This is a genomic window from Micromonospora globbae, from assembly GCF_036184225.1.
GTDB lineage: Bacteria > Actinomycetota > Actinomycetes > Mycobacteriales > Micromonosporaceae > Micromonospora > Micromonospora globbae.
The window spans coordinates 1478756-1500662 of sequence record NZ_CP108084.1 but is presented as its reverse complement, the minus strand read 5'-3'; the positions used below and the strand labels follow the sequence as shown (position 1 = coordinate 1500662).

At 75.6% G+C, this 21907-nt stretch carries 20 protein-coding genes and 1 pseudogene; 8 read left to right on the top strand and 13 right to left on the bottom strand.

Annotated elements, in window-relative coordinates; all coding sequences use genetic code 11:
* Positions 1-10: 10 nt before the first annotated feature.
* From OG994_RS06640 to OG994_RS06620, 5 genes and pseudogenes are all read right to left on the bottom strand, one after another.
* Positions 11-1615 (bottom strand): annotated as a pseudogene (locus tag OG994_RS06640) (asparagine synthetase B family protein); the annotation flags it as partial.
* Between the two features lie 4 nt (positions 1616-1619).
* Complete coding sequence (locus OG994_RS06635; RefSeq protein ID WP_120326808.1) at positions 1620-2579, bottom strand: DUF5715 family protein; 960 nt, start codon at positions 2577-2579, stop codon at positions 1620-1622.
* Between the two features lie 115 nt (positions 2580-2694).
* Positions 2695-3573 (bottom strand): isocitrate lyase/PEP mutase family protein, encoded by an 879-nt coding sequence (locus tag OG994_RS06630; RefSeq protein WP_328852550.1) that lies wholly within the window; start codon positions 3571-3573, stop codon positions 2695-2697.
* A complete protein-coding gene (locus OG994_RS06625) occupies positions 3570-4670 on the bottom strand; it encodes a cytochrome P450 (RefSeq protein ID WP_328852549.1) in 1101 nt (366 codons plus the stop codon). Before OG994_RS06625 ends, OG994_RS06630 begins: the two co-directional genes overlap by 4 nt.
* 77 nt (positions 4671-4747) lie before the next feature.
* The gene (locus OG994_RS06620) at positions 4748-5494 is read right to left on the bottom strand and encodes an ArsR/SmtB family transcription factor (protein WP_328852548.1); all 747 of its coding nucleotides are present in this window, start codon (positions 5492-5494) and stop codon (positions 4748-4750) included.
* 119 nt (positions 5495-5613) lie between these two features.
* On the opposite strand from OG994_RS06620, the gene OG994_RS06615 reads away from it, so the two are divergent.
* Positions 5614-7842 carry a family 43 glycosylhydrolase gene (locus OG994_RS06615; RefSeq protein WP_328852547.1) on the top strand — a complete coding sequence of 743 codons (2229 nt, stop codon included), beginning with the start codon at positions 5614-5616 and terminating at the stop codon, positions 7840-7842.
* Positions 7843-7894: 52 nt separating this feature from the next.
* Here OG994_RS06615 and OG994_RS06610 read toward each other — a convergent pair whose 3' ends face one another.
* On the bottom strand, positions 7895-8404 hold the full coding sequence (locus OG994_RS06610) for a 2'-5' RNA ligase family protein (protein ID WP_328852546.1): 510 nt from the start codon (positions 8402-8404) through the stop codon (positions 7895-7897).
* A 156-nt stretch (positions 8405-8560) separates the two neighbouring features.
* Between OG994_RS06610 and OG994_RS06605 the strand changes: the two genes are divergently transcribed.
* Positions 8561-10366: a DEAD/DEAH box helicase gene (locus OG994_RS06605; protein WP_328852545.1), complete on the top strand. Its 1806-nt coding sequence runs from the start codon at positions 8561-8563 to the stop codon at positions 10364-10366.
* 56 nt (positions 10367-10422) lie between these two features.
* Here OG994_RS06605 and lon read toward each other — a convergent pair whose 3' ends face one another.
* From lon to OG994_RS06580, 5 genes are all read right to left on the bottom strand, one after another.
* Positions 10423-12759 carry an endopeptidase La gene (lon, locus tag OG994_RS06600; RefSeq protein WP_328852544.1) on the bottom strand — a complete coding sequence of 779 codons (2337 nt, stop codon included), beginning with the start codon at positions 12757-12759 and terminating at the stop codon, positions 10423-10425.
* A gap of 38 nt (positions 12760-12797) precedes the next feature.
* The gene (locus OG994_RS06595) at positions 12798-13061 is read right to left on the bottom strand and encodes a hypothetical protein (RefSeq protein ID WP_120326803.1); all 264 of its coding nucleotides are present in this window, start codon (positions 13059-13061) and stop codon (positions 12798-12800) included.
* A gap of 15 nt (positions 13062-13076) precedes the next feature.
* The gene (locus OG994_RS06590) at positions 13077-14207 is read right to left on the bottom strand and encodes a putative manganese transporter (RefSeq protein WP_120326802.1); all 1131 of its coding nucleotides are present in this window, start codon (positions 14205-14207) and stop codon (positions 13077-13079) included.
* 69 nt (positions 14208-14276) lie between these two features.
* Complete coding sequence (locus OG994_RS06585) at positions 14277-15146, bottom strand: manganese catalase family protein (RefSeq protein WP_120326801.1); 870 nt, start codon at positions 15144-15146, stop codon at positions 14277-14279.
* 88 nt (positions 15147-15234) lie between these two features.
* On the bottom strand, positions 15235-15969 hold the full coding sequence (locus tag OG994_RS06580) for a sensor histidine kinase (protein WP_147427223.1): 735 nt from the start codon (positions 15967-15969) through the stop codon (positions 15235-15237).
* Between the two features lie 67 nt (positions 15970-16036).
* Between OG994_RS06580 and OG994_RS06575 the strand changes: the two genes are divergently transcribed.
* Positions 16037-16678, top strand: a complete 642-nt coding sequence (locus OG994_RS06575) for a response regulator transcription factor (protein ID WP_328852543.1) — start codon at positions 16037-16039, stop codon at positions 16676-16678.
* A gap of 232 nt (positions 16679-16910) precedes the next feature.
* Entirely contained in the window at positions 16911-17255 is a 345-nt protein-coding gene (locus tag OG994_RS06570) for a histone-like nucleoid-structuring protein Lsr2 (RefSeq protein WP_120326798.1), read from the top strand.
* 220 nt (positions 17256-17475) lie between these two features.
* Here the strand turns inward: OG994_RS06570 and OG994_RS06565 are convergent, their stop codons facing one another.
* A complete protein-coding gene (locus tag OG994_RS06565; protein ID WP_328852542.1) occupies positions 17476-18747 on the bottom strand; it encodes a hypothetical protein in 1272 nt (423 codons plus the stop codon).
* Between the two features lie 373 nt (positions 18748-19120).
* Entirely contained in the window at positions 19121-20002 is an 882-nt protein-coding gene (locus OG994_RS06560; RefSeq protein ID WP_328852541.1) for a DUF2726 domain-containing protein, read from the bottom strand.
* A gap of 185 nt (positions 20003-20187) precedes the next feature.
* Here OG994_RS06560 and OG994_RS06555 point away from each other — a divergent pair, with 185 nt between their 5' ends.
* The 4 genes from OG994_RS06555 to OG994_RS06540 are packed head-to-tail and all read left to right on the top strand — an operon-like array spanning position 20188 to position 21896.
* Positions 20188-20370 carry a hypothetical protein gene (locus tag OG994_RS06555; protein ID WP_328852540.1) on the top strand — a complete coding sequence of 61 codons (183 nt, stop codon included), beginning with the start codon at positions 20188-20190 and terminating at the stop codon, positions 20368-20370.
* Positions 20371-20385: 15 nt separating this feature from the next.
* Positions 20386-20721 (top strand): Asp23/Gls24 family envelope stress response protein, encoded by a 336-nt coding sequence (locus tag OG994_RS06550; protein ID WP_328852539.1) that lies wholly within the window; start codon positions 20386-20388, stop codon positions 20719-20721.
* 21 nt (positions 20722-20742) lie between these two features.
* A complete protein-coding gene (locus OG994_RS06545; RefSeq protein WP_328852538.1) occupies positions 20743-21258 on the top strand; it encodes a DUF6286 domain-containing protein in 516 nt (171 codons plus the stop codon).
* Positions 21255-21896, top strand: coding sequence for a hypothetical protein (locus OG994_RS06540; RefSeq protein ID WP_328852537.1), 642 nt, complete (start codon positions 21255-21257; stop codon positions 21894-21896). The genes OG994_RS06545 and OG994_RS06540 overlap by 4 nt, the downstream gene beginning before the upstream one ends.
* Positions 21897-21907: the final 11 nt, after the last annotated feature.

The window sequence follows — 21907 nt, the reverse complement described above, 5'->3', positions numbered from 1 at the left end:
CACCCTGGGCGCCGCGCGCGGGGCTTCCCTTCCCCCGGGTGCGGCGGGGGCCGACCAGGCGGCGCACCATCGGCGCGGCGTTCCACCGCGCGGCGCCCACCAGGTCACGGGCGTGTTCCAGCACCGTGTAGTCCGGCCGCGCCAGGCCGTCCGCGATCGCCCGGTCGAGGTCGTTGCCGCAGCGGCTCAGGACGCTGTCGAAGTCCCGCCGCACGGGTTCCAGCAGCTGGTAGCCGAACGAGCGGTGCAGCCGGGCGAAGAACGGCTTGTAGAGGCGCGCCCGTTCGTGCAGCCCCGAGGAGTACGACATGGGGTTCTTCGGACGGCGGAGCACGTAGTCGGGAAGCACGTCGGCGAACGCTCTGCGGAGGATCCACTTCTCCTGCCCGTCGCGCATCTTCAGGTCCCGCGACAGCCGCAGGGCCAGCTCGACCACGCCGAGGTCGAGGAACGGCACGCGGGTCTCCACCCCGTGGCCCATGCTCGCGCGGTCCACCCGCTGCAGCTCGGTCCGGCCCAGGTTGCGGATCCGGTGCAGGAAGAGCCGGCGGGACGCGTCCGGGCCGACCTCGTGGTACATGGGGTACCCGCCGAAGAGCTCGTCCGAGCCGTCGCCGGTGAGCGCCACCTTCACCCCGAGCTGCCGCAGCCGCCGGAACAGCGGCACCGACACGACGGCGTTGATGATGTCGCCGTACTCGGTCAGCTCGGAGATCCGGATGGCCTCCCGGACGTCGGCCAGCCGGATGTCGCGCGGGCGCAGCTCGACGACCTCGTGCGGCACGCCGAGGTCGGCCGCGAGGCGCCGGGCGTACGCCACGTCCGGGCTGTCCGGCACGCCGACCGTGACGGCCACGCAGTCGGGGTGCAGGTCCCGTACGTGGCGCAGGACCAGCGAGCTGTCCAGCCCTCCGGAGAGGACCACCCCGACGGTGAGGTCGGTGTCGACCCGGACCCGGATGCTGTCGTGCAGTGCGGCACGGACGAGAAGGGCGGCCTCGTCCGGGTCGTCGATCGGCAGCCCGTCGCCGAGGGTGAGCAGGTCCACGTGCGGCCGCAGCCGGACGGTCCCGTCGCCGTCGGCCCAGCCGTGGTGCCCGGGCGGCACCTCGACGATCGGGGCGCCGTGCCCGACCAGCGCCTTGACCTCGGAGGCGAGGTGCAGGCAGCCGGGCTTGCGGGCCCAGTACAGCGGCTTGACCCCGAGCGGGTCACGAGCGAGGTAGGCGCGGCCGGTGGCCCGCTCGACGGCCACGAACGCGTACTCGCCGCGCAGCCGGGTGACCGCCTCGTCGCCCCAGCGCTCGAACGCCGCGAGCACCACCTCCGTGTCGCTGTCGCCGCGGAAGGCGTGGCCCAGCCGGGTCAGCTCCGCCCGCAGGTCCCGGTGGTTGAAGACCTCGCCGTTGTAGCAGAGCAGCCAGCGCCCGTCGGCCGACGTCCACGGCTGCACGGCCCGCTCGCGGTCCACCACGCGCAGGCGCCGGGTGCCGGCGAGCAGCCCGTTCTCGTAGCGGGCCTCGGTCACCTCGCCGCGCGGGGCGAGCACGGCGAGCATCCGGCGCAGGATCGTCGGGTCGGCGTCCGGGCCGATGCTCAGCGCGATACCGCACATCGGCTCAGACCCCCATCTCGGCTTCGTACGCCCGGCGCAGCCGCTGCCGGGCCGAGGGTGCGAGGCAGACGTGCCACGCCTGCCCCTCGTCGACCACGTTGATCTCGCCGGCCTCCTGCCGGGCGAGCAGGACCGCGGCCAGGGTGTCGCGTACGCCGAACCGGGCGAACCAGTCCATCTCCACGTCGACGGCGTACCCGACGCAGTGGCCGCTGGGCAGCATGGCCGCGTACCCGAGGCGCCGCAGCCGGTGCTGGTGCTCCGCGCTGCGGGTCAGAGAGGTGACCCAGAGCGGCGGGGTGCCGGCCGGCGTCGACGCGGCGAATTCGCGCCCCACGTCGTTGAGCAGCGCCACCACCTCCCGGCGCGCGCGCCGGGCGAGCAGACCGGCGGTACGGGGGCTCCCGTTGGGTCGCAGCCGGCGGCGCATCGCCTGGTAGCCCCGGCCCAGCACCGTGGCCGGCTGCTCGCGGTAGCGGAACCGGAGCAGGTCCCGGCGACGCAGCCACTCGAGGTCGACCAGGTCGTGGCTGCCCTGCACCTGCGCGTCGGTGAGGAACGCCGGGGTGTCCCGCCACCACATCACGTCGATGCGCGACAACAGGTAGATCCGCACGAGCGCGGTCAGGTCCCGCGCCGAACTGCGGGTGTGCGGCTGGTAGCGGGCCATCTCGAGCAGCAGCGTCTCGCGGGCGCCGAGGAACCCCTGCGGGGTGGCGTCGAGCACCGCGGCGAGGGCCGGCTCGCGCAGCCGGTCGTCGATGAGCACCTGCCGGGCGGCGACGCTCGGCGCGTCGGCCAGCGCCCCGACCTCGACGAGCAGGTCGGCGACGGCCGCACGGTAGGCGGCGAGGTCGGGTCCGTTGGCCGGCGTGGGGCCGGACGGGGCGGGCAGGCGGTGGGCCGCGGCGGTGGGCGTGACCGGACCGGGCCGCGGTCCGGAGCTTCGGCTGGGCACTCGCATGATCGGTCCTCCCTGCGGTCACGACACCTGGTCGCTTGCCCTGCACCCACCGTAATCGGCCGGATCGGGAGAAGCCCGAACAATCCTCCTATCTACCCCGTTCGGCGATAGTAGGTCACAGCTCGCCCTCCCCACCCCACTCCACCAACCCCTGCACCTGCGCGTACGAGGGCAACTCGGTGGGTCGGCCGGGCGCACCCGCCCCGTCGGTGTCCGCCGCTCCGGCCCGTACCTCCTCCAGGGCGGACAGCGCCCCACCGAGCGCAGCCCGGAACAGCAGCGAGCCGGTGCTCACGCGGGCCACCCCGAGGCGGCCCAGCTCGGCGACGCCGGGCCCGCCGGGGAGGTACAGCACGTTGAGCGGGGCGTCGACCTCGGCGACGAGCGTGCGGACGGTGTCCGGGTCGACGGTGCCGGGCGCGAAGACGCCGTCGGCTCCGGCCGCCCGGTACGCCCGGGCCCGCGCCAACCCCTCGTCCAGCGGCTCGGGGACGCCGAGCCACCAGGCGTCGGTCCGCGCGTTGACGAAGAGGTCGGGCACGGCGGCCTTGACGGCCGCCACCCGCTCCGCGACGGCCTCCGGCGCGGCGAGTCCCCCGTCCGGCCGGCCGTCCTCGATGTTGATCCCCACCACGCCGAGCCCCGCCAGCTCGACGGCGAGCGCGGCGACCTCCGCCGGGTCGTCGGCGAATCCTCCCTCCACGTCGACGGTGAGCAGCGCCGGGAGCCGGCGCAGCCGCCCGGCGAGCGCCAGCGTCTCCGCGCGGGTCGCCGCGGTGCCGTCCGGGAGGCCGGCCGCGGCGGCGACGCCGAGGCTCGTGGTGCCGATCGCCCGGTGTCCGCGGGCGACGAGCGCGGCGGCCGAGGCGTGGTCCCAGGCGTTGGGCAGCAGCAGCGGCCGGCCGGGCCGGTGCAGGGCGCGGAACTCGGCGCACCGGGCGGCGTGGTCGCCGGCGGGCCGGTCGTGTCGGGCGGGTGCGGACGGAAGCGTCATCGGGGGATCACCTCGAGTCGGGTCGGCACCCGCAGCAGCGGGTGCGGTGCGTACGTCACCGGTTCCGGGGCACGGCGGCACCGCTCGCGCAGCACGTCCAGCACCCCGCTGGCGAGCGCCAGCGCGTGCCGTCGACCGGGGCAGCCGCGCGGACCGGCGCCGAAGGTCAGCGCCGGCACGGGCCGGCCGGGCGCGAAGGCGTCGGGCCGGGCGAAGACCGCCGGGTCGCGGTTCGCCGCGTCGAAGCGCAGCAGCAGCGCGGTGTCGGGTGGCAGGTCGACGCCGCCCAGGCGCACCGGGCCGGCGGTGATCCGGCGGGTGCCGCGGACGGGCGGGTCGAGCCGGAGCACCTCCGCGAGCAGGTCCGCGGTGTCACCGACCGGCGACACGTCCGTGACCCCGCCGGTGGCCGGTGACGCGTCCGTAACCGTGCCGGTGGCCGGCGACGTCTCCGCGGCCGTGCCGGCGGCCGTCGGCAGCAGGTGGCGGGCGCCCGCGCCGACCAGTCCGGCGGTGGCGTCGCACGCCTGCACCAGCAAACCGATCCGGTTGGCGAGCACCTCGGTCCCGGCGGGCGGGGACTGCGCCACCAGCTCCACCACGGCCGCGTCGGCCCGCCAGACCGCGACCGGGTCGGCGCCCGGCTGGTAGGCGGCGGCGACCGTGGCCACCGACGTGACGGCGGCCTCCGGGTCGGCCATCCCGAGCCGCCCGGCGAGCACCCGCACGGGTACGCGCCGGGCGAGCGCGGACGGCACGTCCAGCCGGCCGCCGGCGGCGTCGAGAGCGGCGGCGGTCGCCCGGGCGGCCTCGCGGCGCAGGTCGGCGGGATCCAGCGGGTCCAGGGCGGCGAGGCCGGCGGCCCTCCGGGCGGGGTGGTGCTCCGGGGCGCTGAACCGGCTCACGGCGCCCCGCAGCCAGGCGAGGGTGTACGCCGCCCCGGGCGGCGCGACCGGCACCCGGCAGGCCGGCTCGGTGAGCGCCGCGCGCACGTCGGCGTACCGGGTGAGGGTGGAGCCGGTGTCCGGGTCCAGCGTGGGCGGGCCGCACGGCGGGGCGTCGGGGGCGGGGGCGATGTCGGGCCAGGTGAGGGTCACGCGCCGACGCTAGGCGCGGAATCCTACGGTGGTCGCCGAAGCGTACGGCCGGTGGCGGCGGTCCGGTTGCCGCCGGGTCAGGCGCGGCCGCCACCGGTGTCGGGCGCGGCGGGCGGGGCGAGGTCGTCCGACGCGAGGTCGAGGGCGGCGGCGAGCGCCGGGCCGCCGGCCGGGGTGAGGCGTACGGCGCGGCCGGCGCCCCGGGCGAGCCAGCCCAGCTCGAACAGGCGGTCGCAGAGCGCGGCGCCGAGGGCGCCGGAGAGGTGGGGACGGCGTTCGGTCCAGTCGAGACAGTCGCGCAGCAGGGGGCGGCGGGCGGGCCGCAGCTGGGCGACGGGCAGCCCCAGGTCGGCGCACCACGCGATCCCGGCCGGGGTGAGCGCCAGCCCACCGGCCCGGTCGAGCAGGCCGCCGCGCAGCAGCGCGTCGTGCACCAGCACACCGAGCCGCCCGGCCAGGTGGTCGTAGCAGGTGCGGGCGTACGCCAGGGCGGCACCGGCCCGGGCGGCGCGCAGCGACCGGGCCGGCGGCGCGGGCGCGGACACCCGGCCGGCGAGGTCCTCGATGAGCTGCGCCACGCCCGGGTCGGCCAGCCGGAGGTAGCGGTGCCGCCCCTGCCGTTCCTGCACGAGCAGGCCGCCCTCGACGAGGCGGCTGAGGTGGTCGCTCGCCGTGGACGGGGCGACGCCGGCGGTCCGGGCCAGTTCGCCCGCCGTCCAGGCCCGGCCGTCGAGCAGGGCGAGGCAGATCCGGGCCCGGGTGGTGTCGGCCAGCAACGTGGCGAGCTGGGCCAGGGCCGGCGCGTCGGCGGTCGCGGTGTGCATCCGCCCATGCTGGCACGGCGACGTTTCGGTGGTGGCCGACAGTCTTTACAACGTTGTATGCATCGTTGTAGGAAGGGACGCGAGTCACACCGACGTCCACTCCACGCGAGGCAGGTCTGATGGGACATCTCCGCCGCGGCGGCGCACTCGCCGCCACACTCGGTCTGCTGCTGGCGGGTTCCGCCGCCGCGCCGGCCGCCGCCGAACCCCGATCCGCCGTCCCCTACCGCAACCCGATATCGGCCGGTGTGGGCGACACGTTCGCCGACCCGGTGATCGTGCGCGGTGACGACGGCTACTGGTACGCCTACGGCACCACCGACCCGCTGCGCGAGGGCGAGCGGAGCTTCCACCGCGTGCCCACGGCCCGCTCCGCCGACCTGGTCGACTGGACGTACGTCGGTGACGCGTTCGGCCCCGACCAACGCCCGCCGTACGCGGCTCCCGGCGCCGCCTACTGGGCGCCGGACGTGCGCCGCATCGGCGACCGCTACGTCATGTACATGACGGTCACCGACACCACCGTCTCGCCCGAGGGCAGCGACTACGCCATCGGCGCCGCCACCGCGCCCACCCCCACCGGCCCGTGGACGTTCGCCGACGAGCCGGTGGTCGCGCCCCGCCCCGGCGGCGGCGGGGGTTACCTGTGGACCATCGACCCCAGCCAGTTCACCGACACCGACGGCAGGAGCTACCTCTACTACGGCAGCTACTACGGCGGTGTCTCGGTCACCGAACTCTCCCCCGACGGGCTGCGCGCCGTCGGCACGCCCACGCTGGTCGCCATCGACAACAAGTTCGAGGGCACCTACGTGCTGCGCCACGACGGCTGGTACTACCTCTTCGCGTCCACCGCGAACTGCTGCGCCGGCCCCGCCACCGGCTACTCGGTGCAGGTCGGCCGCGCCCGCAGTCCCCGCGGGCCGTTCCTGGACCGCGACGGCGTCCCGCTCACCGCCTCCCGCACCGGCGGCACCCCGGTGCTCACGCAGAACGGCAACCGCTGGATCGGCACCGGCCACAACGGATTCCTCACCGACCTGTCCGGGCAGGACTGGATCGTCTACCACGCCATCGACCGCGCCGACCCGTACCTCGACGAGCCGTTCGGCATCAACGAGCGGCCGATGCTGCTCGACCGGCTGGACTGGATCGACGGCTGGCCCACCGTGAACGCCGGAGCCGGCCCCTCCGACGGGACGCGGCCGGCGCCGGTGACCACGGGGCCGGTCGACGAGCGGTTCGACCGCGCCGGCCTGGCCGGCTGGCGGCGGGTCGGCGGCGACTGGCGCGTCGCCGACGGCCGGCTGACCGGCGGCGGGACGCTCACCAGCCGTACGACGGTGGGCGGCGACGTGCGGGCGGAGGCCGACCTGCGGCTGACCGGCGCGCACAGCGCGGGGATCACCCTGGCCGACCGGGTCGAGGTCCGCGTCGACGCGGCGGCCGGCGCCCTGGTGGCCCGCGACGGCCGCCGGACGGCGAGCGCGCCGCTGCCCGCCGGGTTCGACCCCGCCCACCGGCACAACCTGGCCGTCGAGGTACGCGGCCGGCAGCTCGTGGCCGAACTCAGCCCGGCGCGGCTCGGTGACCAGGTGGCCGTGGTGGAGCTGCGGCTGGAGCGCCCGGTGGCCGGGCGGATAACCCTGCGCGCCGACGGCGGCACGGCCGAGTTCGACAACGTGAGCGCCGTCCGGCTGTTCCAGCCGGTCCGGGCCGCCGTGCCGGCGCCCCGGGTCGGGCGGGAGCTGGTCGCCTACTCCGACGAGTTCGCCGACGGCCTCGGGCCGGCCTGGAGCTGGGTCCGCGAGGACCGGGCGGCGACCGTGGCCGGCGGTGCGCTGCGCTGGCCCACGCAGGCCGCGGACCTCACCGGCACCGGCAACACGGCGAGCGTGCTGCTGCGCGACGCGCCGGCCGGCGACTACGTGGTGGAGACGAAGGTGACCCTCGACCTCGGCGAGGAGACCGTCCGCAACTACCAGCAGGCCGGCCTCGTCGCGTACGTCGACGACGACCGGTTCGCCCGGCTGGCCCAGGTGGCGATCTGGAACACCCGGCAGGTGGAGTACGGCTACGAGCTGCCGTTCGCGGGGCAGCCCGTCTACGGCGGCACCATCGTCGGCACCCCGGCCACGACGACCTGGCTGCGGCTGGCGCACCGCGTCGACCCGGCCAACGGAGAGCACGAGTTCCGGGCCGCCTCCAGCCGCGACGGGCGGCACTGGACCTGGGGTGGCGTCTGGACCTTCCCGGCCGACACCACGCCCCGGATCGGCCTGGTCGCCCACGGCGGGAACCAGCCGCCGGTGACCGCCGAGTTCGACTACGTGCGGTTCTACCGCTGAGCGTGTGAGCAGGGGCCCCTTCCGGACGCGTGCGATCCGGGAGGGGCCCCGGTCACGCGAACCGCCGCACGGTGCGCGTGGCGCTGTCGTAGCTGCGCGCCGCCACGAACTCCCCGGCCGGGCGGTCCGCACCGACCACCGCCCGGGCGCGGCGGCGGTCGGCGTCGCCGAACCGCAGCGCCAGGCTGAGGTGCGGGATCCACCGTCCGGGCTGGTGCCACGGGCGCGGCCCCGGCGCGCCGGCGAGCACGTCCCAGACCGCTCCGTGCAGGGCCAGCAGCTGCGGCGCGGGCCGGACCAGCCAGACCAGCGGGGCGCTGCCGTCGAGCACCGCCACCCGGTCGACGGTCGCGGGCACGGGCAGCGCCGCGTCGAACAGGTCGGCGAGGCGCGCCGCGGCGCCGGGCGGGAACGCGTCCACGGTGGCGAGGGTCAGGTGCGGCCGGTTGGTCGGATGCGTGTTGCGGGCGAGGCTCGGAAGGCCGGTCGCGGCCAGCCGGTCCCACGCCGCCCGCACCGCGGCGTCCAGCGCCGGCGCGCAGAGCAGTTCGACCGTACGCACCCGCTCACGGTAGCCGCGCCGCCCGGCGTAGCCGGTCGCCGTCGCGGCCCGGCCCTCCCCGTGTGCGCGCGTCGCGATCTCCGACCGGATGGCGTCCGGGGCGGGTTGTGACCGGTCGGCGCGGCGGGCCCGGGGCGGTGATGAAAGGCTTGTCACATGAGCTCGGCACAGAACCACCCCACCGGCCCGGACAGCGACGACGCGAACGGCTTCGCGGAGCTGGGGCTCCGCCGGGAGCTGCTCGGCGCGCTGTCCGCCCTCGGCTACGAGGAGCCCACCCCGATCCAGCGCGAGGCGATCCCGCCGCTGCTGGCCGGCCGGGACCTGCTCGGCCAGGCGGCGACCGGCACCGGCAAGACCGCCGCCTTCGCGCTGCCCCTGCTCCAGCGGATGCCGGCCGGCCGCGACGACGGCGACCCGGTGGCGCTCGTGCTGGTGCCGACCCGGGAACTGGCGGTCCAGGTCTCCGAGGCGTTCCACCGGTACGGCCGGGAGCTGGGCACCCGCGTGCTGCCGATCTACGGCGGGCAGCCGATCGGGCGGCAGCTGCGGGCCCTGGACGCCGGCGTCGACGTGGTCGTGGCCACGCCGGGCCGGGCCCTGGACCACATCGCGCGGGACACGCTGCGGCTGGGCGGGCTGGCCACGGTCGTGCTCGACGAGGCCGACGAGATGCTGGACATGGGTTTCGCCGAGGACATCGAGGCGATCCTGGAGCACGCGCCCGCGCAGCGGCAGACGGTGCTGTTCTCGGCCACCATGCCGTCGCGCATCGACGGGATGGCCCGCCAGCACCTCACCGATCCGGTCCGCATCCAGATCGAGCGCGAGCAGCCGGTCGCCGGGGAGGCGCCCCGCGTACGCCAGAGCGCCTACCTGGTGGCGCGGGCGCACAAGCCGGCGGCGCTGGGCCGGGTGCTGGACGTGGAGTCCCCCACCGCGGCCATCGTGTTCTGCCGCAGCCGGGAGGAGGTGGACCGGCTCACCGAGACGATGAACGGCCGCGGCTACCGGGCCGAGGCCCTGCACGGCGGCATGAGCCAGGAGCAGCGGGACCGGGTGATGGGACGGCTGCGGGCCGGTACGGCCGACCTGCTGGTCGCCACCGACGTGGCCGCCCGCGGTCTGGACGTGGAGCAGCTCACGCACGTCGTGAACTACGACGTGCCGTCCGCCCCGGAGTCGTACGTGCACCGCATCGGGCGGGTGGGCCGGGCCGGGCGGGAGGGGGTGGCGATCACCCTCGCCGAGCCCCGGGAGCACCGGATGCTCAAGACGATCGAGCGGGTCACCGGCCAGCGGATCGCCATCGACACCATCCCGACGGTGGCCGACCTGCGGACGCGCCGGCTGGAGCTGACCCAGGCGGCGCTGCGGGAGAGCCTGCTCGAGGACGACCTGGAGCCGTTCCGGGTGATCGTGGAGTCGCTCACCGACGAGTTCGACCTCATGGAGGTGGCCCTCGCCGCCGTGAAGCTGGCCCACGAGGCGACCTCGCCCGGCGCGGACGACGAGGAGGAGATCCCCCAGGTGTCGCTGCGCGGCCCGCGCGAGGGCGCCCGGGGCGAGCGGCGCGGCGGTGGCCGCCCCCGCCCGGGCGGCACCACGCAGGTCTTCGTGGGGCTCGGCCGGCGCGCCGGGGTGCGCCCGCAGGACCTGGTCGGGGCGATCACCGGGGAGACGCGGGTGAGCGGCCGGGACATCGGCTCGATCGAGATCGCCGACCGGTTCTCACTCGTGGAGGTGCCCCACGACGTCGCCGACGAGGTGATCGCGGGGCTGCGGGCCAGCACCATCAAGGGCCGCAAGGCGACCGTCCGCCGCGACCGCGACGGCGACGACCGGGACCGGCGCGAGCGGGCGCACGGCGGCGACCGCCGGGAGCGCCCCTACGGCGGCGACCGCCGGGACCGGCCGTACGGTGGCGACCGGCGCGACCGCGACGGCCGCGGTCGTCCCTGACGGATGTCACGACGGGGCCCCTGCCGACGTGTCGACAGGGGCCCCTCCGTGCCGGGTCAGGCGGCGGCGAGCGCCGGGCCGTCCAGCGACTCCGCCTCGATGTCGGCCGGGCGCAGCGCCAGGGCGAGCACGTCGGCGACGTCCGAGAGCGTGTGGATGGTCAGCGCCTCGCGGACCTCGGTGGGCAGGTCGTCCAGGTCCGGCTCGTTGCGCTTCGGGATGATGACCTCGGTCAGGCCGGCCCGGTGCGCGGCGAGCAGCTTCTGCTTCACGCCGCCGATGGGCAGCACCCGCCCGGAGAGGGTCACCTCACCGGTCATCCCGAACTCCGGGCGTACCGGCCGGCCGCTGGCCAGCGACGCGAGCGCCGTGACCATGGTGATGCCGGCGCTCGGGCCGTCCTTGGGGACCGCGCCCGCCGGCACGTGCAGGTGGATCCGCCGCCCGGCGAGGGCGTTCGGGTCCAGCCCGAGCCGGCGCCCGTTGGAGCGCAGGTACGACAGCGCGATGTGCGCGGACTCCTTCATCACGTCGCCGAGCTGGCCGGTGAGGGTCAGCCCCGGCTCGCCCTCCATGCTGGTGGCCTCGATGAAGAGCACGTCGCCGCCCGCGCCGGTGACCGCGAGACCCGTGGCCACGCCCGGCACGGCGGTACGCTCCGCCGACTCCGGGGTGAACTTCGGCCGGCCCAGGTAGCGGGCCAGGTTGTCGGTGTCCACCCGGACCGGGGTCGGGTCGGTGGCCAGCGCGACCGCCACCTTGCGGAGGATCTTCGCGAGGGCCCGCTCCAGCTGCCGGACGCCGGCCTCGCGGGTGTACTCCCCCGCGATCCGGGCCAGGGCCTCGTCGGAGACGGTCACCTCGTCGGCGGTCAGCCCGGCCCGCTCCCGCTGCCGGGGCAGCAGGTGGTCCCGGGCGATGGCCACCTTCTCGTCCTCGGTGTACCCGTCGAGCGTGACCAGCTCCATGCGGTCCAGCAGCGGGCCGGGGATGGTCTCCACCACGTTCGCGGTGGCCAGGAACAGCACGTCGGACAGGTCGAGGTCGACCTCCAGGTAGTGGTCCCGGAAGGTGTGGTTCTGCGCCGGGTCGAGCACCTCCAGCAGGGCGGCGGCCGGGTCGCCGGCGTAGCCGGCGGCCAGCTTGTCGACCTCGTCGAGGAGCACGACCGGGTTCATCGAGCCCGCCTCGCGCAGGGCGCGGACGATGCGGCCGGGCAGCGCGCCGACGTAGGTGCGCCGGTGCCCGCGGATCTCGGCCTCGTCCCGCACGCCGCCGAGGGAGACGCGGACGAAGTTGCGGCCGAGCGCCCGGGCGACGGACTCGCCGAGGCTCGTCTTGCCCACACCGGGCGGGCCGGCGAGGGCGAGCACGGCGCCGGAGCCGCGTCCGCCGACGACGCCGAGGTTGCGCTCGGCGCGGCGGTTGCGCACGGCCAGGTACTCGAGGATGCGGTCCTTCACGTCGGTCAGGCCGGCGTGGTCGGCGTCGAGCACGGCGCGGGCCGCGGCCAGGTCGGTGTTGTCCGTGGTACGCGTGTTCCACGGCATCTCGAGGACGGTGTCCAGCCACGTCCGGATCCAGCCCGCCTCCGGGGAGGCGTCACTGGCCCGTTCGAGCTTGCCGACCTCGCGCATCGCCGCCTCGCGCACCTTCTCGGGCAGGTCGGCGGCCTCGACGCGGGCCCGGTAGTCGGCCGAGCCGTCCGGCTCGTCCTCGCCGAGTTCCTTGCGGATCGCGGCGAGCTGCTGGCGCAGCAGGAACTCCCGCTGCGACTTCTCCAGCCCCTCGCGCACGTCGTTGTTGATCTGCTCGGTGACCTCCTGCTCGGCCAGGTGCTCCTTCACCCAGCCGACAAGCAGCTCCAGCCGGGCGGTGACGTCCGGCGCGGCGAGCAGCTCGGCCTTCTGCTCCAGGGTCAGCCAGGGCGCGTACCCGGCGGAGTCGGCCAGCTCGGAGAGGTCGGTCATGCGCTCCATCGCGTCGATGACCTGCCAGGCGCCCCGCTGCTGGAGCACCGAGGTCATCAGGGCGCGGTACTCGCGGGCCAGTTCCCGGGCGCGGCCGGCGGGCGCGGGTTCGGGGACCTCGGTGGCCTCCACCCAGAGCGCCGCGCCGGGGCCGGGCACGCCGGAGCCGATGCGGGCGCGGGACAGACCGCGGACGACGGCCGCCGGCTCGCCGCTGGGCAGCCGGCCGACCTTCTCGATGGTGGCGACCGTGCCGACCGGGCCGTAGTCGCCGTCGAGGCGGGGCACGGCCAGGAGCTTGCGGTCGCCGGTCGCGCGGGCCGCGTCGACCGCGGCCTGGGTGGTCGGGTCGAGGGTCACCGGGATGACCATGCCGGGCAGCAGCACGGCGTCGGTCAGGGGAAGTACCGGAAGAGTTGCCATCGAACACCTGCTATCGCATTGAGTTGAGCGTGTCAGACTCAAGTCACAAAGCGTTCCCTTTCTTCCGGGGTGTGAGCCAGACCACTCGTCGTCCCGGCGCGCGGCGCGGGGAACAGCAGTTCCCGCAGCAGCGGCCCGCCCCCGGCGAGCGCCACCGCGAGCGGGATCGCGGCGCAGGTGAGCGCCAGGGCGACGACCGTCCAGACGGGCATCCCGGCGCCCGCCGCGGCCAGGGTCAGCGCGGCGCAGACGGCCAGCTTCACCCGCGTACGGGCGATGGGGACGAACGGATGCGAGGACATGGGTTCTCCTTCCGGTCAGAGCAGGAGCAGCAGCGCGGCGCCGACGGCGGCGGCCGGAATCGTGGTGATCACGGTGGCCAGCGCGGCCGAGTGCCGCCGCAACGCGGCGAGCGGGATCAGGGCGTCGCCGTCCTGGCTGATGGCGTTGGCCACGAGGGTCGGCAGCGGGATGCCGCCGCTGACGTACAGGCCGGTGAAGACGATCTGCACGGCGCAGCCGGGGATCAGTCCGATCCCGGCGCCGACCAGCACGCCGAGCAGCCCGGTCAGGGCGAGCTGGGAGCCGTCGAAGCCGGTCGTCGTCGTGAACACCTGCCAGCCGACGTACGCCACGGCCACCCAGACGGTGACGAACGACGCCTCGTGCGCGCTGTGCCGCAGCGTCGCCCGGAACGAGGTGGGCTGCGCCGTCTCCAGGCTGTCGTCGGCGAGCCGCCCCCGGCCGGCCGCGAAGATGAGCACCGCGACGAGGGTGCCGAGCACGCCCAGCGCGAGGTACGGGTCGACGCCGCCGAAGGCGCGGGTCAGCACGCCCGGGTCGACCATCTGGAACACCACCGGAACCGACACCGCGAACGCGGGCGTCGTCAGCCCCCAGAACGCCGTGGAGGCGGGCACCCGGGGCAGCAGCCCGCCGAGCAGCCGGCGGGACGCGGCCAGGTCGGGCCCGCCGACCATCGCCAGGGCGTCCGCCGGGGCGGGTCCGGCGAGTCCGGCCGGCTCCGGGCGGGCGGCCCGGCGGCGCGGGGCGCGGACCGGGTCGATGCCGAGCGCGTCCACGACGTAGCCGGTGACCAGACCCACCGCGAACAGCAACGCGTGGATCTTGAGCGCGAACGCGGGGTTCCAGGCGAGCACCACCCAGGACGAGTCGCCCATGGTCGCGGCCAGCGCCGCGACGACGGTGCCGAACGACACCTTGCGGCGCGCGTAGAGCGGCATCAGCACGATGGCGCCACCGCAGCCGGGGCTGACGCCGAGCAGCGCCCCCACGAGCGGACCGAGCCGGGGCCGGCTGGTCAGCCCGTCGGTGACCCGGTCGCCGTAGCGCCAGCGCAGCCAGCCGAAGAGCGCCACCATGACGGCGACGTAGACACCCACCTGCATGAACGCGTCGGCGAGCGGGCGGAGCACGAGTTCGGTCACGGCACACCTCCTTCGGTACGGGTGCGGCCGGGCCGCCACCCGGCGGTCGGGCGGCCCGGCGCGGGGACGTCAGGTGAGTTCGCTCCTGGCCCTGTCGGCGGCCCTGCCGGCCATGCCCGGGTTGGTGCCGTACAGGCGCGGGTCGCCGGGCGGCAGCACCGGCTCCGGCGCGTGCGGGCGCGGGCTGCCCTCGTACCGGAACCGGCCCTTCCCGTCGGGGGACGGCCCCGACGCCCAGCGGCCCTCGGCCGCGTCGCCGTCCGGGGAGAAGTCGAGGTACGTGTAGCCGAACTGCTCGGTGAGGTCGCCGGAGTCCGGGAAGGCGTCGGGCACCGGCATCTCCTCCAGGCCGTCCTCCTTCAGCTGTTCGATGGCCGCCATCCACATGTTCTGGTGCATGGTGTCCCGGGCCAGCAGGAAGCGGAGCATCTGCTTGACGCCCGGGTCGCCGGTCATGTTGAACAGGCGGGCGACCTGCAGCCGCCCCTGCGCCTCGGCGGTGACGTTCAGCTGGAAGTCGGCCATCAGGTTGCCGCTCGCGGTGATGAAGTTGCCGTTCCACGGCACCCCGGCGCTGTCCACGGGCAGCGCCCCGCCACCGCCGTGGATGAGGTGCGCGGGGTTCGACCCGCCGTAGACGGCGGCCACCATGGGGTTGTCCTCGGCCGCCTCCTGCAGCGACAGCGGCGCGTTCTCCAGCAGCCGGGTGATCATGGTGGCGATCATCTCGACGTGGCCCATCTCCTCGGTGCCGACGTCGAGGAGGAGGTCCTTGTACTTGCCCGGCAGCCGGCAGTTCCACCCCTGGTAGAGGTACTGGTTGGCGACGGTCATCTCGCCCCACTTGCCGCCCAGGATCTCCTGTAGGCGACGGGCGAACGCGGCGTCCGGACCGTCCGGCTTGGCCTCGAACTGCAGGTCCTTCATGTGGGTGAACATGTGTCCCTCCTCGGTACCGGGCTCACCTGGTACCGAGGACACTTCCCGCGCCGCTGGCCCAGCCGGGCCAATCGGCGACCCCGCCGGGTCAACCGGCGTGGCGGAGGACCGGGCGGCGCACCTCCAGCGCCACGCCGCGCGGGTGGAGCCGGTGCACGTGCAGCGCGCCACCGTCGGCCGCGACGATCTGCCGGACGATCCACAACCCCAGCCCGGACATCCCGGCGGAGGGCTCCGGCCGGCGCAGCGCGTCGAGCAGCGCCGGATCGACGCGCCCCTCGTCGGTCACCAACAGGCTGAGATGGGAGCCGCGCAGGGCCGCGTACAGCCCCACCTGCCCGTCGGCGGGCCCGTGCCGCAGCGCGTTCTCCACGAGGTTCACCAGCACCTGCCGGGTGCGCCCGGCCGGTACGGGGAACCGTGCCGCTCCCCGGGTGGCCCGCGCCCGGCGGCGGTGCGCGGGCACCAGCGCGGCGGCCTCGCGGAGGATCCCGGCCAGCGGCACGGCGGGCTCCGGCTCCGCGGCCCGGGCCAGCGCGCCCGTGCCGGCGGTGGCGTCGCGCAACAGCGCCTGCAGGTGTACGGCCTGGTCGCGGGCCAGTTGGGTGATCGCGCGCCGGTCCTCGCCGCTCAGCTCACGGTGGTCGTCGGCCAGCGCCCGGGTCAGCGAGGTGAGCGTGCTGACGGGGGTGCGGAACTCGTGACAGAGGACCCGGAGCATCAGCTCGTGGTCGGTACGCGTCGCCCGTTCGCCGTCCGTGCCACCCGGCCCGATCCGCCGGAAACCCCGCAACAGCCCCTGCAACCCGTGCCGTCCACGCATCCGCCCCGACTCCCCTCGTACCGGCGCGTACCCGCATGATCGGTACCCGCTCGGGAACGGACCAGACATGCCCGACGCACCCACCATCCGACTCGTCGTCGTGGACGACCACCCACTCTTCGTCCGGGGCCTCGAACTGCTGCTGCCCGCCGCCACCGACAAGCGGGCCGAGGTGGTGGCCTCCACCGGGGACGCGTCGGCGGCCGCCTCGCTCGTGGCCCGCTGCCAGCCGGACCTGGCCCTGGTCGACCTGCACATGCCGCCGCCGGGCGGCATCCGCGCGGTGGCCGCCATCCGGCGGACCTCGCCCCGGGTGCGGGTGGTGGCGATGTCCGGCGACGACGACCCGGCCCCGGCGCTGGAGGCGCTGCGCGCCGGCGCCGAGGGGTACCTGCCGAAGAGCAGCGAGCCGGAGGAGCTGATGCGGCCGCTGGTGGCCATCCTCGACGGCTGGGCGGTGCTGCCGTCGGAGCTGCTGCGCGGGCTGCTCCGGCCGTCCCGCGTCGCCCCGATCGACCTCGACACCGAGGAGCGTCGACTGCTGCGGGCCATCGCGAGCGGGCGGAGCACCGTGGAGATCGCCGAGCACCTGCACGTGTCCGAACGCACGGTGAAGAGGATGACGGCGGCGCTGCTGCGGAAACTGCGCGTCACCACACGGGCCGAGGCCGCCGCGTTCGCCGGTCACGCGGGGCTGCTCGGCGAATAGGCGCCTTTGCCGACCTCGTCGCACGGCTCCCCGGTGATTGCCGTGACAACGGTCCCTGGCGGGAGCGATTCGGCGTGCCGCCGATCCCACGGGGCCGGATTCCGCGCCTCGACACCTGTTATTGATGATGGGAAAACGCGACCCGGTAATGGAGAGGGCCGTATTCTTGCGGCTTAGCCGGAGCGTACGTCAAACTTTGGACACACCAGCCCCAGACAGGGAGTAATCGGCGATGGCCAGAAAAGTAATCACGGTGCTGACCGACGACCTCGATGGCGGAAAGGCCGACCGGACGGTCGAGTTCAGCCTCGACGGCGTCGCCTACACGATCGACCTCTCCGACGAGAACACCGGAGTGCTGCGAAAGGCGCTCGACCCGTACATCAGCGCCGGTCGGCGAATCGGGCGCGGGACGACGGAGAGCGTCCGCACCGCGCGCCGCCCCGCGCGCGGCGGCGCCACCATGGATCGGGAACAGAACCGCGCCATCCGGGAATGGGCCGCCAAGAACGGTTACCGGATCTCGGAGCGGGGCCGGATTCCCGTCGAGGTCGTCGAGGCGTACAAGAACCGTTGAGTCCGGGCGGGGCGCGCCGGCCAGCCGGCCGCGGCGCGCACCCGCGAGCGCCTGAGGTCGGCCGGCCCGCGGGGGCCGGCCGACGCGTTGCCGGCCCCCGCCGACGCCACACACGCGGCCGGGCCGACCGGGGCTGTCCCGGTCGGCCCGGCCGCGCCGCGCTCCGGTGACCCGGCCACCGCCCGGCTGCCCCTGCCGCGACCCACCGCCGCGGAGCGGCTCAGTTGACCTGGATGCGCACCGCGTCGAAGGCGGGGGTCTGGTTGGCCCGCTCCATCATCGGCAGCCGGTGCGAGCCGTCGCCGGCCCAGACCGCGCACTGCGCCGTTCCGGACTCGGGCAGACCGGGCACCTGGATGGTCACCTCGTCCGGCTCGGCGCCGCCCCCGCCGTCCTCGGTGGCGACGAAGAAGGCCGGCACCTCCTGCGGCTCCGGCGGGGTGTCGAGGCTGTCGAGCATCCGGCAGGCGGTGTGGAAGTGCCCGCGCACCAGCCCCTGCTCGTTGAGCAGGGAACTCTCCACGTAGTACCCGCCCTGCCCGGCCGGGAGGAAGCGGTCCCGGACGAGGTTCCGGGTACTCACCCGCAGGGTGAACGGCTGGTTCGCGCCGATCTCCTGCGGGAAGTCGGTGATCAGCAGCGAGGGGTTGTTCGCGGCGGCGCCGACCTCGCCGAAGGCCGTGCTCACGCAGCGGTTGCCGTTCTGGAAGCCGTCGTGCGGCTGCAGGCGGCTGTCGTCGCAGTCGTTGGCGAGGACGTCCAGGCCCGAACCCGGGCCGCCGTTGTTCCCGCCGCCGTTGTTGCCACCACCGTTGTTCCCGCCACCGTTGTTCCCGCCACCGTTGTTGCCACCGCCGTTGCTCCCGCCGTTGTCGCCGCCCACCGGGGCGACCTGGCACTCGGCGAGCCGGGCCAGGTTCTGCGGACGCGGGCCGAACCGGTCGATGGCCGTCGTGATCCGCGCCAGCGTCGCCCGGCGCTTGCTGGCCAACGGCTGGAGGATGGCGGAACGGACGAACTGCTCACCCCGGCTGCCCTCGGCCGCCAGCCGCCGGTCGGCCTCGGCGATCTGGGCCTGCAACTGGCTCAGGTTGCGCTCGACCTCGGCGCGGGCCCGGCGCGGCACCTCCGGCAGCTCGCCCGCCACGTCCGGGCAGGCGATCGCGGAACCGCCGGAGCCGCTGCCGCCGCCGGAGCCCTCCTGGCACTCCCGCATCGACTGCTGCCCGTCGCCCCAGTGGTTGCGCACCCACCGGCCGTCCTGCCACGTACGGGAGGTGGAGTCCCGCCCGGCGGGCGCCGTGGCGCCGGGACTGGGCTGCACGCAGGAACCCGCGACCGGCCGGGTGCCACCGGGCCGCCGGTCCTCGGCCGACGAGATCTGGGTCACGGCCACGATCCCGCCGAAGACGGCGAGCGTGCCGACGACGGCCAGCAGCCGCTTGCTCCGCGCGTTGCCGGACGACCGGCGCGCCCGTGTGGACCTGCGCATCGAATTGTTCTCCTTCACGATCCGGTGGTGGATCCGTGCCCTCGGCGGACCGTCGGAATTGCACGGGCACGCCACGCCTGAGGCAGCCGCGAGCGCGCCGCGACACGTCGATGACCGACGATGCCTTTCCGCACCGTCTCCCGCCTCCGGTGCCGCGGACGGGGGGAGATCCTGTCCATTCCCGCTGGAGTACGGAACGCCGGAGCCCACGGTTCAACCGGTCGGCGGAAAATTGTTGCCGGCGCGTGCCGGCCGGATGTCGGGTGGCACCGGGGCATGCCTCACCCGGCCGGGCCACGGCGCCGCGTCACGGTCACCGGAATAGGCGATGTCCCGCCGGGGCGCCGTGGTGACCGCCCGCGTACGCGAAACGTCAGTCCGCGCAGAGGTGCGCGAAACCGAATCCACCCACCATCTCGTCGTGGCGATCCTTCAACGCGAGGATGTCGGCCCGCAGCGCGTCACGGGTCGTGACCCCGGGTAGCCCACCGTCCAGGTCGCGCAGCCGCTCACCGACGGCGACCGCCGCGAGGTCCTCGGCGAGGCGCGCCGGGTCGATTCCGCAGGAGAACCCGTGTTCCCACACCGACACCCGCTCCACGAGGCAGGCTCCGGGCCGGACCTCCACCCAGCTCCACCCCTCGGCGGGCCCACCGCTCCACCGCACGTGCAGGCCACGGACGATCGGGTCGGCCAGCCGGCGCGACACGTACGCGTCGAGGGCGGCGACCCGGGCCAGCGCCCCCAGGTCGTTGACGTGCCCGGTCCGCCCGTCCGGCAGCCGGCCCAGGATCTCCCGGAAGCCGACCGGCGCGGGCTCGTCGGGGTCGGCCGGTGCGGTGGCGGCGGCGTAGGCGCGGGCGTCGAGGACGTACTCGACCAGGCGGCGCCCGTGGTCGGCGGCCCGCAGGGTGGACGACTCGATGCGTAGCACCGGCAGCCCCGCCGCGGCGGCGACGGCGGCCTTCATCCGTTCGGCGCGCTGCGCGGGTGAGCCGGGCGGCGCCGCGGCGGCGAACTCGACGGCGACGAGCGGGCGGCCGGAGTCGCCGGAGCACACGACGAGGTCGTACGCCTCCCGGCTCGCCGTGCTCCACTGGTGCCCCGTGACACCCGCCGGACGGCCCTGCACGAGTTCGGCGAGCCGGTGCGCGGCGTACACGGGATGACCGGCACGGGTGAAGAGCGGAGCCCGCCCGCCCGCCACGGGCAGCGTCCGCAGCAGAACGCCCTCGTCAGTGCCGGTGATCGTCATCCGCCTGGTCCATCCGCCGATCGGTCGCCGGCGCCGAGTCTAGGGGGTGGATCATGGTGGCGGCTCGGCCGGTCCGGCCATCCTCCCGCCGCAGATTGTGACGTGGATCACACGGTCGCCACGTTCCCCCGGGGGCGGAGCGTGTATCCAGATCCGCGCCGGTCACGTGCCGGCCGGGAGGTGGCATGTCACGACAGCAGTTCGGCTTTCTCGCCGGCTTCCTCGTGGTGGCGGTCTGGGCGGCGGCCGGTCTCCGCGTCGCCGCGCTCGCGGTGCTCGCCGGGCTCGTCGGGTGGATCGTCGTGCGCGTGCTGGACGGGGCCCCCGCCACGACGGGCCTCGGTGACCGGGCCGTCCGGCGGCGGTGACCGACGGGAGGGGCGATGACCGACCCGACGGACCGGGGCCCGACGAGGATCGCTCCGGAGGCGGTCGCCCGGATCTGCGCCCGGGCCGCCCGGCAGGTCGCCGGGGTGCACGCGCTGGTGGGCGTACCGGCCCGGCCGCACGGCGTCGCGGTCCGCCTCGACGACCACGCGGCGAGCGTCGACGTCGACGTGGTCACCTGGTACGGCCACCGGGTGCCGACCGTCGCCGACGCGATCCGCGACGCGGTGATCGGCGAGGTGGAGGCCGTGACGGGGCTGACCGTACGGGAGGTCACCGTGACCGTGGACGACGTCGTCGTGCCGGGCGTGGACCCGCCGGCGCCGACGTGACCGGCGCCGCCGGGACCTGAGATGCGGACCGCCAACCGCCTGGCCACCCTCTTGCTCGCCGTCGCCCTGCTGGCCGGCGGCGTCCTGCTCGCCGTCGAGGCGCTGCTCGCCGCGGCAGGCCGGCCGGCGCTGCTCACCGACGCGGGGGGCTGGGCCGCGACCCTGGGCGACACCCGGTGGGACGACCCGGCCGTACGCGTGTCGGCGCTCGTCCTCCTCCTGGTCGGGCTGGCCGTCCTCGTCGCCGAACTGCGACGGTGGTCGCCCCAGCGGCTGGACGCCGGAGACGGCTGGCACCTGCACCGCCGCTCGACGGAGCGCCGGCTCGCCGCCGCGGCCGGTTCGGTGCCGGGCGTGCACCGGGCGCGGGTCCGGGTACGCCGGCGCGGCGGCCACTGGTGGCCGCGGGTGGTGGCCACCGGCGACCCGGCCACCCGGGCCGAGGTCGAGTTCGCCGTACGGCAGGAGCTGCACCGGCTCACGGCGTACCGCCCCGACCGGGTCGAGGTGCGCCTCTCCCGCCGGAGGGCGGCATGAGCAACGCCGCGCACCGGGTGCTCTGGACCGCGCTGGCGCTGCTGCTCGTCGCGGCCGGCGGCGTCGCGCTGGCGCTGAACCTCGGTCTGCTGCCCGGAGTCGAGCCCGGCGACGTGATCCTGGGCGCGGGACTGCGCCGCGCCTGGCGGCTCGCCGCACCGTGGAGCGCCCTCGCCGCGGCAGCCGCCGGTCTCCTCGCCGCCGCCGGCGGGCTGTGGCTGCTGCGGCGGGAGCTGCGCGCCTCCCGCGGGGCGTGGCACGGCACCCTCGCCCGCCCCGGTCGGCGTGGACGGACACGCCTGGCCGCCGCGCCCCTGGCCCGCGCGCTGGAGCGCGACCTCACCGGGGATCCGCGGGTCCGCCGCGCCCGCGTGGTGCTGACCGGCGACCCGCCGCGGCCCGACCTGTGGGTCCGGGTGGAGATCGCCGCCGACGCGCGGACGGCCGGTCTGCGCGAGCACGTGGGCACGGCGATCCGCCGGTACGCCGACACCGCGGGCTGCCGCCCCGCGCACCTGGACGTCACCGCCCGCCTCGACGCCGCCCCCGGTCCCGTCCACGTCGCCGCGTCCGGCACGATCGTGCCTCGGGAGACGTCGTGGCTCCGCCCGGGTCGGCGGGGGTCGCGAGGGCCGTGAGGGAGGTGCGC